Source organism: Citrobacter sp. LUTT5, from assembly GCF_009905315.1.
In the GTDB taxonomy this organism is placed as follows: domain Bacteria; phylum Pseudomonadota; class Gammaproteobacteria; order Enterobacterales; family Enterobacteriaceae; genus Citrobacter; species Citrobacter freundii.
Genome location: NZ_CP047606.1, coordinates 2,167,683 through 2,180,920, shown reverse-complemented (window position 1 = coordinate 2,180,920; position 13,238 = coordinate 2,167,683). Strand labels below are relative to the sequence as shown.

Below are 13,238 nucleotides of genomic sequence, written 5' to 3'. Positions count from 1 at the left end.
GCAATACAGAGAAACGGCCCCCGCGGGGGCCGTTCGATTAATCTCGCCGCACCAGTCGGAAGACACCCAGCACAACAATCGCGCCGACCACGGCCACCAGGAAGCTGTGGAGATTAAACCCGCTGACATCGCCGCCGATACCAAACATCGTTGCCAGCCATCCACCGACCACAGCACCGACAACACCGAGAATACAGGTCAGGATAAATCCACCGCCATCGCGCCCCGGCATAATCAGTTTGGCGATAACCCCCGCAATCAGACCAAAAATAATCCAGGCAATAATTCCCATTTTCAGGCCCTCTTTCCAGTGAACGCACGCGCAAGACATTCTTGCGCCAGCCTTTAAAGTATAGGCAAACCATCGCTATATGCTGTTTTCACGCAGACTTAATTCATTGGCGTTGGTAAAAAATTTCATCCATTTGTATTAAGTTCCGTTGATTGATGCCGATAATCCAACGACAAACCAGGCATCCGGGAGTCATTAGGTGTGAGTAACTACAATGAGCAGTTCCTGAAGCAAAATCCGTTAGCGGTGTTAGGTGTACTTCGGGACTTAAAATCGCAGCAGGTTCCACTGCGTATCTCCTGGTCGGGCGGCCAGTTCATCAGCAAAGTTCTGGCCGTCAGCCCGGACGAGCTGGTCATGGATTTTGGTAGCCAGGAATATGAAAACCAGGCCGTACAGCGGGCCAGTCAGATCTCGATTATCGCCGAAACGCAGGGAGCCAAAGTAGAATTCACCCTGCCACAGTTAAAAAAAGGTGAGTATCAGCAACTGCCAGCGTTTATTTCATCCTTGCCGCCTTCCCTGTGGTTTGTTCAGCGTCGGGAATATTTCCGCATCGGCGCTCCGCTGCATCCTCCCTATCGCTGCACGGCAAAAATGCCGGACAACAGCACGCTGTGCTTTCGCTTATTCGATTTGTCGCTTGGCGGTATGGGCGGGCTGTTAGAAACGGCAAAACCAGAAGGACTGGTAGAAGGTATACGCTTCGCGCAGGTTGAACTGAACATGGAACAATGGGGAGTGTATCACGTTGACGCCCAGCTTATTTCCATTAGCGAACGCAAAGTTATCGACAGTAAAAACGAAACCATTACCACTCCCCGCCTGAGCTTTCGTTTTCTCAACGTCGGCCCGGCGGTGGAGCGGAACTTACAGCGGATTATTTTTTCCCTTGAGCGCGAGGCCCGGGAAAAGTCGAACAAAGTGCGCGATTAACATCACCTGAATTACATTACATCCAGCGCTTGCTGAAGCTTCCAGATATAGCGCGGAGCTTGCGGCGCCGGATGATTGTCCGCAACATGTTCAATAAATTCATCCGGGCTGAGATCGTTGATCTTATTGATGGCTTTCTTCCTGTCGGAAGAGAACGTTCGCAGCAATGCTCCCGCTCCGTTAGCGTACGATACTACCAGCGCATACTGCATCACCTGTGGATCCTCAATCCCTGCCAGCGGCCCGGTCTCCAGAATGCTCAGGTATGCGGCCCCCATGGAGATATTGCGTTCGGGGTTTTTCAACTCGCTGGTCGACGGCTCTCCGCTCCATCCCATGCGACGATAAACATCGCGGCCTGAAGTCGAGGCTTTTAACTGCATCAGACCAATCGCATTAGACTTACTGACCGCATTCGGATTACCGCCTGATTCAATGGCAATAATAGCGGTAATCAATTGTGGACTGACACCCCAGGCCGCACCGGCTTTTTCACTGATCGGCATCCATTGCATTGCGCGTTTAACCGGAACTTCAGCATTCCACGGCGGGTTTTTGTAATCATGTTTTGAACTACAGCCCGCAAGTAATACAACCAAAAAAGCAAACCATCTCAATTTCACGTCATCTATCCTTATAGCCGGAACCTGTCGCTGAGGTGACAACGACATACCTACGCGGCATGATATACATTTGGTTTTAGTTGTAGCAAGGAAATGCCATGTCCCGGTTTCACTTAATTGCCCCGTCGGGCTACTGTATCAATCAGCAGGCTGCGTTACGTGGGCTTGCACGTCTTACTGAGGCCGGTCATCAGGTCGATAATTCAGCGGTCATTGCGCGCCGCTGCCAGCGTTTTGCGGGTACAGAGGCAGAAAGGCTTGCTGATGTGAACTCGCTCGTTAATCTGAAAACCCCCAATACCATTGTGATGGCGGTACGTGGCGGCTATGGCGCGAGCCGTTTACTGGAAGATATTGACTGGCAAGGGCTGGCAGCCCGCCAGCAACAAGATCCGCTGCTGCTGTGCGGGCACAGCGATTTTACGGCGATCCAGTGTGGTCTACTGGCTCAAGGGAATGTGATTAGCTTCAGCGGCCCGATGCTGGCGGCCAACTTCGGTGCCGAGGAGATGAACACATTCACCGAGCACCATTTCTGGCAAGCATTGCGTAATGCCCAATTTACCCTCGAATGGCAGGGTGACGGTCCGCAGTGCGCGACTGAAGGTACACTGTGGGGCGGAAATCTGGCGATGATCATTTCGCTGATGGGTACACCGTGGATGCCGGCCATCAAAAACGGCATTTTGGTGCTGGAAGACATTAACGAGCATCCATTCCGTGTCGAGCGCATGCTGCTGCAACTGTACCACGCGGGAATACTGGCCCAGCAAAACGCCATTATCCTCGGCAGTTTTAGCGGCAGCGCGCCGAATGATTACGACGCTGGTTACAATCTTGATTCAGTTTGTGATTTTCTGCGCACCAGGCTGTCCGTTCCGTTGATCGGCGGCCTCGATTTTGGCCATGAACAACGCACGGTCACCCTGCCGTTGGGAGCCAGAGCGGTGCTGAAAAACGATAAAAACAGCACTCAGCTCACCTTAAGTGGGCATCCGGTACTAAAATCGTAAAAAAAGCAGCTAATGGGGCTAAGTAAAACGCTGTTTCTGTCGTTATTATGGTAGGGTTTATTAATACGAAACAGCGTAATTCAGGAGTAACCGAACGTTGGATGCCGCAGCAATTATTAGCCTTTTTATTTTGGGTTCCGTTCTCGTCACCTGCAGTATCTTACTCAGTTCATTCTCATCACGTCTCGGTATCCCAATTCTGGTGATATTTCTCGCTATCGGTATGTTAGCGGGTGTGGATGGTATTGGCGGCATACCTTTCGATAACTATCCTTTCGCCTACATGGTGAGTAACCTGGCACTGGCGGTTATCCTACTCGACGGTGGCATGCGCACTCAGGCCAGCTCTTTTCGCGTTGCGTTAGGCCCGGCGCTATCGTTGGCGACGGTCGGTGTGCTGATTACTTCCGGACTCACTGGCATGATGGCCGCGTGGCTGTTTCATCTGGATCTTATCGAAGGGCTGCTGATTGGCGCGATTGTTGGTTCAACTGACGCCGCGGCGGTCTTTTCCCTGCTTGGCGGTAAGGGGCTTAACGAACGCGTTGGCTCTACGCTGGAAATTGAATCCGGTAGTAATGACCCGATGGCCGTGTTTTTGACCATCACACTCATCGCCATGATCCAAAATCACGAGACCGGTTTAAGCTGGATGTTCGCGGTGCACATTATCCAGCAGTTTGGCTTAGGAATCGTTATCGGTCTTGGCGGTGGATATATGCTCCAGCAGATGATTAACCGCATTTCTCTGCCTGCCGGACTGTATCCACTCTTGGCGTTAAGCGGTGGGATCCTGATTTTTGCCCTGACCACTGCGCTGGAAGGCAGCGGTATTCTGGCGGTTTATCTGTGTGGTTTCCTGCTGGGGAATCGCCCCATCCGCAACCGATTTGGTATCCTGCAAAACTTCGACGGTCTGGCCTGGCTGGCACAAATCGCCATGTTCCTGGTGCTTGGACTGCTGGTTACGCCGTCCGACCTGCTGCCTATCGCAATCCCTGCGCTGATTTTGTCTGCGTGGATGATATTCATTGCCCGCCCGCTTTCGGTCTTCGCCGGACTGCTGCCGTTTCGTGGCTTTAATCTGCGCGAGCGTATTTTCATCAGTTGGGTGGGTTTGCGCGGCGCGGTGCCGATCATCCTCGCCGTCTTCCCAATGATGGCGGGCCTGGAGAACGCGCGCCTGTTCTTTAACGTCGCCTTCTTCGTGGTACTGATCTCGTTGCTGTTTCAGGGAACGTCACTTTCATGGGCCGCGAAAAAAGCCAAGGTGGTGGTCCCTCCTGTCGGCTGGCCCGTTTCGCGCATTGGTCTCGATATTCACCCAGATAACCCGTGGGAGCAGTTTGTTTATCAGCTCAGCGCAGATAAGTGGTGTGTGGGTGCCGCGCTGCGCGACCTGCATATGCCGGAAGAAACGCGAATAGCCGCCCTGTTTCGTGACAACGTGCTGTTTCACCCCTCCGGCAGCACGCGTCTGCGCGAAGGCGACGTATTGTGTGTTATTGGTCGCGAGCGCGATCTCCCCGCTCTCGGCAAGCTATTCAGCCAGTCACCACCAGTGTCGTTAGACCAGCGCTTCTTCGGTGATTTTATTCTGGAAGCCAGCGCGAAATATGCCGATGTGGCGCTGATTTATGGCCTGGATGATGGCACAGAGTATCGTGATAAGCAGCAAACGCTGGGTGAAATTGTCCAGCATCTGCTTGGTGCCGCGCCGGTCGTCGGTGACCAGGTGGAATTCGCTGGCATGATCTGGACGGTGGCCGAGAAGGAAGATAATGCAGTGCTGAAGGTCGGTGTTCGCGTTGCTGAAGACGAGGATGAGTAAAGAGGATGTTGTTTGCCGGGTGGCGGCAGCGCCCTACCCGGCAAACAAAAGTTACACCGTCACAACCGGTACGCGCAGCGCCAAAGAACACATCAACTCGTAGCCCACCGTTCCTGCTGAGGTAGCTACATCGTCAATTTTAATCTCTTTGCCCCACAGCTCTACCGGTGTCCCGATCCCTGCCTGCGGGCACGGTGTCAGATCTACCGCCAGCATATCCATTGAGACTGTCCCCACCGTCCCGGTACGTACACCGTCCACCAGCACAGGCGTTCCGCTTGGCGCATGGCGCGGATAACCGTCTGCATAGCCGGTCGCCACTATTCCAATGCGCTGCTCGCCGCTGGCGGTGTAACGGCCACCGTAACCCACCCGATCGCCAGCTTTCAGCGTTTGTATGCCGATTATCTCGCTGCTCAGAGTCATCACTGGCTTCAGGCCGGTGTTGGCGATGTCCCGCCATTGTCCCGAAGGCGACGCGCCATACAAAATAATGCCCGGACGAACCCAGTCATAATGCGCTTCAGGGTGCCACAGCGTGGCGGCCGAATTCGACAGTGACCGTCTGCACTCCAGTCCTTCTGTTGCCAGCGCAATACGCGCCATTGCTTCCTGGATACCTTCCGGGTGCTCTGCATCTGCAAAATGCGACATCAGCGTCATTTCGCCGACGTTGGGCATCGCCCGCAGCTGTTGCCAGACCGTTGGAACTCTTTCCGGTAAAAACCCAAGCCGGTTCATACCGCTGTTCACCTTCAGGTAAACATCGAGCGGTGCTTTGAGGCGGGCATTCTGCAATGCTTTTAGCTGCCAGTTACTGTGTACACAGGTGGTCAGTCGATAATTGTCATATACCGTCAGGTCTTCAGCGTGGAAAAAACCCTCCAGCATAAGTATCGGGCCTTTCCATCCGCGCTCGCGCAGGGTTATCGCCTCTTCAAGATTGAGCATGGCAAAACCATCGGTTGTGCCCAGCGCATTCCAGACGCGTTCAATGCCGTGTCCATATGCATTGGCTTTCACCACCGACCAGACGCGAGCGTCCGGCGCTGCCTGGCGGGTAATGGTCAGATTTTGTTTCAACGCCTGCAGGTCAATGCTGGCCAGTATCGGGCGGGTCATCTCACGTCCTTATCAGTTATGTGCGCCATGTAAATGTCGTGGACGAGAGGGGGTAAACCCCGGACTGTAACGCGCCACGCTCAGATCGTCATAAGGTATGGCTGGCGTACGGCCAGAAAGGATATCGCTCAGCAACTGACCGGAACCGCAGGCCATGGTCCAGCCCAGCGTGCCGTGGCCGGTATTGAGCAGCAGATTCTTAAAGCGGGTGCGCCCCACCACCGGCGTACCGTCCGGCGTCATCGGACGCAGTCCGGTCCAGAAGGTTGCCTGCTCCACATGACCACCGCGCGGGAAGAGATCGCGTACGACCATTTCCAGCGTTTCACGACGAGGTTGTAGCAGCTCTGTATTAAAACCGACAATCTCCGCCATGCCGCCAACCCGAATACGATTGTCAAAGCGGGTAATAGCGATTTTGTAAGTTTCATCAAGGATAGTAGAAACCGGCGCACCGTCGTCTTGCGCTACCGGAATAGTCAACGAATAGCCTTTGAGCGGATAGACCGGGATATCAACGATCCCTTTCAGCATCGCCGTGGAATACGAACCAAACGCCATCACATAGGCATCGGCTTTGATAATCTCTTCGCCGCACTGGACGCCATAAATCTGCTCACCATCGCTCAGCAGCTTATCGACCGGGGTGTTAAAGCGAAACTTAACGCCCGCCTGCTCCGCCATCTGCGCCAGACGCTGGGTAAACAACTGGCAGTCGCCGGTTTCATCATTCGGTAAACGCAGACCGCCGGTCAGTTTGTGCGCTACTTCTGCCAGTGCCGGTTCGACTTCCGCCAGACGATTTGCTTCCAGGAGCTGATATGGCACGCCAGCGTCTTCGAGCACGGCGATGTCGCGAGTGGCGTTCTCATACTGTTGAGCGGTACGGAACAGTTGCAGGGTTCCGCCCTGACGTCCTTCATACTCAATACCGGTAGAGGCGCGCAGCGCTTTCAGACAATCACGGCTGTATTCCGCCAGTCGCACCATGCGTCCTTTATTTTCCATGTAGTGGCTGGTGTCGCAGTTGCGCAGCATCTGCCACATCCATTTCAACTGGAACTGGGTTCCGTCAAGACGAACGGCCAGCGGAGCGTGGCGCTGAAACATCCATTTGATTGCTTTAAGCGGTACGCCTGGTGCCGCCCATGGTGCCGCATAACCTGGAGATATTTGCCCCGCGTTCGCCGCACTGGTTTCCAGTGCCGGACCGGGCTCACGATCAATGACGGTGACATCGTGTCCAGCCTGACTTAAGTACCAGGCGCTGGTCACGCCAACGACACCACTTCCCAGTATGACAACTCGCATAGCCACTCCGTTAACAGTAAAAGAACAATCATCTAATTACATCTTGATAACTCAGTTGAAAATATTATTCAACATATGGCTTTTTTATGGTGACTTATCTCACATATAGCGGTGATGGCGGGGAACTCTCTGCTTTGGCATCTCCTGCTGTGCGTTATTTTTATCCAGCATAAAATTTTGCGACCATGCCGTTTTTCAACGCCTCGCTAACGAGAAATCGCAAAGAAAAAATTTCTGCCGCAGCACGTTTTTTAACACCATGATCTATGCTTGAAATGAGGTACTCCAGACAGAGAGTGCCGCCAACAATGAGGGTGCGCGAATGGCTACGATTGATTCCATGAACAAGGACAGCACACGGTTAAGCGATGGACCCGACTGGACGTTTGATCTGCTGGATGTCTATCTGGCAGAGATAGACCGCGTGGCGAAACTCTACAGACTGGATACCTACCCGCACCAAATCGAGGTGATCACCTCCGAACAGATGATGGACGCTTACTCCAGCGTCGGGATGCCGATCAACTATCCTCACTGGTCGTTTGGTAAAAAGTTTATTGAAACCGAGCGCTTGTATAAACATGGTCAGCAGGGACTGGCCTATGAGATTGTTATCAACTCCAATCCGTGTATCGCGTATCTGATGGAGGAGAACACCATCACCATGCAGGCGCTGGTGATGGCGCATGCCTGCTACGGACACAACTCCTTCTTCAAAAACAACTACCTGTTTCGTAGCTGGACGGATGCCAGTTCCATCGTCGATTACCTAATCTTCGCACGAAACTATATAACCCAGTGTGAAGAACGCTACGGGGTGGATGAAGTCGAAAAGCTCCTCGACTCCTGCCATGCGCTGATGAACTACGGCGTTGACCGTTACAAACGCCCGCAAAAAATCTCACTACAGGAAGAGAAAGCCCGGCAGAAAAGTCGTGAAGAGTATCTGCAAAGTCAGGTCAATATGTTGTGGCGCACGCTGCCGAAGAAAGAGGAAGAGAAAAGCGTGGCGGAAGCCCGGCGTTATCCCTCTGAGCCACAGGAAAACCTGCTGTACTTCATGGAGAAGAACGCCCCGCTGCTGGAGTCCTGGCAACGCGAAGTGCTGCGCATTGTACGCAAGGTCAGTCAGTATTTTTATCCGCAGAAACAGACGCAGGTGATGAACGAGGGCTGGGCCACTTTCTGGCATTACACCATCCTGAACCACCTTTATGATGAAGGTAAAGTCACCGAACGGTTTATGCTGGAGTTTCTGCATAGCCATACCAATGTGGTATTTCAGCCACCCTACAACAGCCCGTGGTATAGCGGGATAAACCCTTATGCCCTGGGGTTTGCCATGTTCCAGGATATCAAACGTATTTGTCAGTCGCCGACCGAGGAGGACAAATACTGGTTCCCGGATATAGCGGGTTCCGACTGGCTGGAAACCCTGCATTTCGCGATGCGCGATTTCAAAGATGAGAGTTTTATCAGCCAGTTCCTGTCACCGAAGGTAATGCGCGATTTCCGCCTGTTCACCGTGCTGGATGACGATCGTCACAACTATCTGGAGATTTCTGCGATTCATAACGAGGAAGGATATCGTGAGATCCGCAACAGGTTGTCGTCGCAATACAACCTGAGCAACCTGGAGCCGAATATTCAAATCTGGAATGTCGATTTGCGTGGCGACCGTTCGCTCACCTTGCGCTATATTCCGCATAACCGCGCACCGTTGGATAAAGGACGCAAAGAAGTGCTCAAGCATGTACACCGGCTTTGGGGTTTTGATGTGATGCTGGAGCAGCAGAATGAAGATGGCAGCGTGGAGCTGTTGGAGCGTTGTCCGCCAAGGATGAACGGTCTGTAAATCTTATTGCCGGAGGCGGTGTAAACACCTTATCCGGCCTACGAAGTGCATGCTTTGTAGGCCGGATAAGACGCTTTGGCGTCGCCATCCGGCTTTGAGCGATTAACGGCCCTGAATCGCCAAATCGCCCGGCAGATTCTTCTGCATACGATGCCAAATCTCGCCACTGTCGTGACCGTAGCGGCGCACCGTTTCATACACCTGCTCATGAGCACCCTGCTCGCAGAGTTCTGACAGCTTGTGGTAGAAGCTCAGCGCCAGCGCGCGCGCTTCCGGGTTGGCAAAATAATGGCGGCCAATGCGGGTATATAATCCTTTCATACCGTTGAGGATCAAACCGTAAATCGGATTGCCGGAGGCAAATGCCAGACCGCGGAAAATGTTATAGTCCAGATCGGCAAATGCGTCAGCGTGGTCAGCCACCTGATTTGCCGTCGCCAGAACCTCCTGTGCTTTATCAGGATGCTGGCGAAACGCAGTACGAACAAAGATCGTCGAAATATTGGTACGCACAGACAGCAGATTATCAATCAGCTGCGGAACACTCTCGTGATCGAGGCGCGCCAGCGTTTCAAGAATATTCAGCCCGGAAGTTTCCCAGAAGTTATTTACCTTCGTCGGTTTGCCGTGTTGAATGGTCAACCAGCCATCTCGCGCCAGACGCTGCAATACTTCGCGTAGCGTGGTACGTGTCACCCCAATAAGTTCGGAGAGTTCACGTTCAGCGGGCAAAATAGTGCCAGGTGGGAAGCGGTTATTCCAGATACTTTCAATGATGTACTCTTCCGCGAACCCAGCCGGGCTTTGCGCCTTAATGACCATAGTAAAAATTCCATTACACAGCAAAACATAGTTACACACATCATACCAGATGGGTATCTTAGCTGATAGCTGACGCAATGAAGAAAAAGTGGATCAAGGCTTCATTTTCCAAATAACGCTACAGTACAGCCAACCTTGCCAGTCTTGTGAATAGCTTGCCTGTACTCCCTCCTCCCGCTAAGCTTTGCGGTCAAACATAAAAATATGATTTCATTTTTAAAGGTAGGGAAATCACCATGGAGCTATCATGGGGCCGCGCGATGTGGCGCAATTTTTTAGGTCAATCACCAGACTGGTACAAACTTGCACTGCTTGTCTTCTTAGTCGTTAACCCGATTATTTTTTTCATCAACCCCTTTATCGCCGGCTGGTTGCTGGTGGCCGAGTTCATTTTCACGCTGGCGATGGCGTTAAAATGCTACCCACTGCTGCCTGGCGGGCTGTTGGCTATCGAAGCTGTCATTATTGGTATGACCAGCGCAACGCATGTTCGTGAAGAGGTTGCCGCAAACCTTGAGGTGTTATTGCTGCTGATGTTTATGGTGGCAGGCATCTACTTTATGAAGCAGCTGCTACTGTTTATTTTCACGCGTCTGCTACTCACTATTCGCTCCAAAACACTGCTGTCGCTGGCATTTTGTGTTGCGGCCGCTTTCCTCTCGGCGTTCCTTGATGCGCTGACCGTCGTGGCCGTGGTAATCAGCGTTGCGGTCGGTTTTTATGGCATCTACCATCGCGTTGCCTCTTCCCGCGCGGAAGACAACAACATGCTCGATGACAGCCATATCGATCAGCACAATAAGGTCGTTCTTGAGCAGTTCCGTGGTTTTCTGCGTAGCCTGATGATGCACGCGGGTGTCGGTACGGCGTTAGGCGGCGTGATGACCATGGTGGGCGAGCCACAAAACCTGATTATCGCCAAAGCGGCTGGCTGGCATTTTGGCGACTTCTTCCTACGCATGTCGCCGGTTACCGTCCCGGTACTGATTTGCGGCCTGTTAACCTGTGTACTGGTCGAGAAATTGCGCTGGTTTGGCTATGGCGAAACGCTGCCGGAGACCGTCCGTGATGTCCTGCAACAGTTTGACGATCAGAGCCGCCAGCAACGTACCCGCCAGGACAAAATCAAACTGATTGTCCAGGCTATTATTGGCGTCTGGCTGGTAGTTGCGTTGGCCCTGCATCTGGCAGAAGTCGGATTGATCGGTTTGTCGGTCATCATTCTGGCAACCTCCTTGACGGGAGTCACCGACGAACATGCGATAGGTAAAGCCTTTACCGAGTCGCTGCCCTTCACCGCCCTGCTGACCGTGTTCTTCTCTGTTGTTGCGGTGATTATCGATCAACAGCTCTTTTCGCCGATCATTCAGTTTGTATTGCAATCCTCCGAACATGCCCAACTGACGCTGTTCTACCTCTTCAATGGCCTGCTGTCTTCTATTTCTGATAACGTATTTGTCGGCACCATTTACATTAACGAGGCCAAAGCCGCGCTGGAACAGGGGACCATCAGCCTCAATCAGTATGAGCTGTTAGCGGTGGCGATCAATACCGGGACCAACCTGCCTTCGGTGGCAACTCCGAACGGACAGGCTGCATTCCTGTTCCTGCTGACCTCTGCACTGGCGCCGTTAATTCGCCTCTCGTATGGTCGCATGGTGTGGATGGCTCTGCCTTATACTCTCGTCCTGACGCTCGTCGGTCTGCTTTGCGTCGAGTTCACGCTTGTCCCGGTGACCGAGTGGATGACCCAAACGGGCTGGTTAGCTACACTTTCATAACAATTAACCGGGCAAATCACTGCCCGGTTTGACTTTTTGCATGATAATTATCCGATTACGCAAATTTTCAATTCCCGCTAGTGGCGCATAAAGTGAATTGGTTTAAACTGCGGTCTCTACGCATGTTGCAGGGAAATGATTATGTTGCGATTTTTAAACCAGTGCTCCCGAGGTCGTGGGGCATGGTTATTGTTGGCGTTAACCGCCTTTGCGCTGGAGCTCGTTGCGCTGTGGTTCCAGCACGTCATGCTGCTAAAACCTTGCGTGTTGTGTATTTACGAACGTAGCGCATTATTTGGCGTGATGGGTGCAGGGCTGGTGGGTGCTATTGCACCAAAAACACCGCTGCGCTATGTGGCGATGATAATCTGGATTTACAGTGCCTGGCGCGGACTTCAGTTAGCATATGAACACACCATGATTCAGCTGCACCCGTCCCCGTTTATGACCTGTGATTTTGCCGCACGCTTCCCAAGCTGGCTGCCACTGGACAAATGGCTGCCGCAGGTGTTTTTAGCGTCCGGTGACTGTGCTGAGCGCCAGTGGTCTTTTTTAACCCTGGAAATGCCGCAGTGGCTGTTGGGGATCTTCGCCGCCTACCTGGTAGTCGCCGTGCTGGTGGTGATAGCACAGCCGTTCAAACCGAAAAAACGTGACCTCTTCGGTCGCTAACAGAGACGCTCCTTCGGGAGCGTTTTTTTTGGCTTAAATTCATTGCCTGCTGGCATCTATAAGATGTATATTAAATACATCTTATAGATGCCACACCAAGGAGATGTCTTATGTCCCATTTACGCATCCCGGCAAACTGGAAAGTTAAACGCTCTACTCCCTTCTTTACCAAAGACAATGTCCCCGCAGCACTTCTTTCTCACCATAACACTGCAGCAGGCGTTTTTGGCCAGCTTTGTGTGATGGAAGGTACGGTAACGTATTACGGTTTTGCCAATGAAGACGCAAAAGAGCCTGAAGTAAAAGTGGTAATTAATGCCGGTCAGTTCGCGACCAGCCCGCCGCAGTACTGGCATCGCGTTGAATTAAGCGACGACGCCCAATTCAACATCAATTTCTGGGTTGAAGATGACAACCATGGAGATGAGATGTATCAGGCGAAAAAGTCTTAAGCCCTTACGCCTGCTAATCGATGGGCGGCTTAGTCCGCCCATGAAGGTTTGTTCAAAATATGGTCCTGCCAGTCACGCACTTCCGATTCTTTCACCGCAATATGACGTACTGAAATACGCTCGCCGTGCATTGCCGCTTTGGACCCCGTCAGCAGTGGATGCCACTCCGGCAGCCCTTTACCTTCCGCTAACAGACGATAAGCACAGGTCATCGGCAGCCATTCAAAGGTAGGCAGATTATCGCGCGTCAGTTTGATACAGTCAGGCTCGTACTCGAATCGGCGTTCGTAATTACGGCATTGACAGGTTTTGATATTGAGCTGCTTACACGCGACGTTGGTAAAATAAATTTCGTCGGTGTCTTCATCCATCAGCTTATGCAGGCAGCATTGACCACACCCGTCACATAATGACTCCCACTCGGCATCGGTCATTTCATCCAGGGTTTTACTTTGCCAGAAAGGTATGTCGCTCATCAGGGTATCCGCTATTGCAATAAAGCTGCACCTTATAACCAGTCTGGCACGC

General features: G+C 52.5%; 13 protein-coding genes. 7 read left to right on the top strand and 6 right to left on the bottom strand.

Going from position 1 to position 13,238, the window contains the following annotated elements; translation table 11 throughout:
- Positions 1 to 37: 37 nt before the first annotated feature.
- Positions 38 to 292 (bottom strand): GlsB/YeaQ/YmgE family stress response membrane protein, encoded by a 255-nt coding sequence (locus GUC46_RS10445; protein ID WP_003020908.1) that lies wholly within the window; start codon positions 290 to 292, stop codon positions 38 to 40.
- A 201-nt stretch (positions 293 to 493) separates the two neighbouring features.
- Between GUC46_RS10445 and GUC46_RS10440 the strand changes: the two genes are divergently transcribed.
- Positions 494 to 1,228, top strand: coding sequence for a flagellar brake protein (locus GUC46_RS10440; protein WP_003020911.1), 735 nt, complete (start codon positions 494 to 496; stop codon positions 1,226 to 1,228).
- Positions 1,229 to 1,239: 11 nt separating this feature from the next.
- On the opposite strand, the gene emtA is transcribed toward GUC46_RS10440, so the two are convergent.
- Positions 1,240 to 1,851 (bottom strand): membrane-bound lytic murein transglycosylase EmtA, encoded by a 612-nt coding sequence (gene emtA, locus GUC46_RS10435; RefSeq protein WP_003020914.1) that lies wholly within the window; start codon positions 1,849 to 1,851, stop codon positions 1,240 to 1,242.
- 98 nt (positions 1,852 to 1,949) lie between these two features.
- Here emtA and ldcA point away from each other — a divergent pair, with 98 nt between their 5' ends.
- Complete coding sequence (gene ldcA / locus GUC46_RS10430; RefSeq protein ID WP_032949456.1) at positions 1,950 to 2,864, top strand: muramoyltetrapeptide carboxypeptidase; 915 nt, start codon at positions 1,950 to 1,952, stop codon at positions 2,862 to 2,864.
- Between the two features lie 97 nt (positions 2,865 to 2,961).
- On the top strand, positions 2,962 to 4,695 hold the full coding sequence (locus tag GUC46_RS10425; RefSeq protein WP_049016299.1) for a potassium/proton antiporter: 1,734 nt from the start codon (positions 2,962 to 2,964) through the stop codon (positions 4,693 to 4,695).
- A 51-nt stretch (positions 4,696 to 4,746) separates the two neighbouring features.
- On the opposite strand, the gene dadX is transcribed toward GUC46_RS10425, so the two are convergent.
- Together dadX and GUC46_RS10415 are read right to left on the bottom strand one after the other, a co-directional pair.
- Positions 4,747 to 5,817 (bottom strand): catabolic alanine racemase DadX, encoded by a 1,071-nt coding sequence (gene dadX, locus GUC46_RS10420; RefSeq protein WP_003020922.1) that lies wholly within the window; start codon positions 5,815 to 5,817, stop codon positions 4,747 to 4,749.
- Positions 5,818 to 5,829: 12 nt separating this feature from the next.
- Complete coding sequence (locus GUC46_RS10415; protein WP_003841565.1) at positions 5,830 to 7,128, bottom strand: D-amino acid dehydrogenase; 1,299 nt, start codon at positions 7,126 to 7,128, stop codon at positions 5,830 to 5,832.
- Between the two features lie 322 nt (positions 7,129 to 7,450).
- Between GUC46_RS10415 and GUC46_RS10410 the strand changes: the two genes are divergently transcribed.
- Positions 7,451 to 8,983 carry a SpoVR family protein gene (locus GUC46_RS10410; RefSeq protein ID WP_003844058.1) on the top strand — a complete coding sequence of 511 codons (1,533 nt, stop codon included), beginning with the start codon at positions 7,451 to 7,453 and terminating at the stop codon, positions 8,981 to 8,983.
- Between the two features lie 102 nt (positions 8,984 to 9,085).
- Here the strand turns inward: GUC46_RS10410 and fadR are convergent, their stop codons facing one another.
- Positions 9,086 to 9,805: a fatty acid metabolism transcriptional regulator FadR gene (fadR, locus tag GUC46_RS10405; RefSeq protein WP_003020931.1), complete on the bottom strand. Its 720-nt coding sequence runs from the start codon at positions 9,803 to 9,805 to the stop codon at positions 9,086 to 9,088.
- Between the two features lie 236 nt (positions 9,806 to 10,041).
- Here fadR and nhaB point away from each other — a divergent pair, with 236 nt between their 5' ends.
- The 3 genes from nhaB (at position 10,042) to GUC46_RS10390 (ending at position 12,710) form a co-directional block, all read left to right on the top strand.
- On the top strand, positions 10,042 to 11,586 hold the full coding sequence (nhaB, locus tag GUC46_RS10400) for a Na(+)/H(+) antiporter NhaB (RefSeq protein WP_003020934.1): 1,545 nt from the start codon (positions 10,042 to 10,044) through the stop codon (positions 11,584 to 11,586).
- 141 nt (positions 11,587 to 11,727) lie between these two features.
- The gene (gene dsbB, locus GUC46_RS10395; protein ID WP_003844060.1) at positions 11,728 to 12,258 is read left to right on the top strand and encodes a disulfide bond formation protein DsbB; all 531 of its coding nucleotides are present in this window, start codon (positions 11,728 to 11,730) and stop codon (positions 12,256 to 12,258) included.
- A 110-nt stretch (positions 12,259 to 12,368) separates the two neighbouring features.
- Positions 12,369 to 12,710 (top strand): DUF1971 domain-containing protein, encoded by a 342-nt coding sequence (locus GUC46_RS10390; protein WP_003020940.1) that lies wholly within the window; start codon positions 12,369 to 12,371, stop codon positions 12,708 to 12,710.
- 29 nt (positions 12,711 to 12,739) lie between these two features.
- Here the strand turns inward: GUC46_RS10390 and GUC46_RS10385 are convergent, their stop codons facing one another.
- The gene (locus GUC46_RS10385) at positions 12,740 to 13,186 is read right to left on the bottom strand and encodes a YcgN family cysteine cluster protein (protein WP_003020944.1); all 447 of its coding nucleotides are present in this window, start codon (positions 13,184 to 13,186) and stop codon (positions 12,740 to 12,742) included.
- Positions 13,187 to 13,238 lie beyond the last annotated feature (52 nt).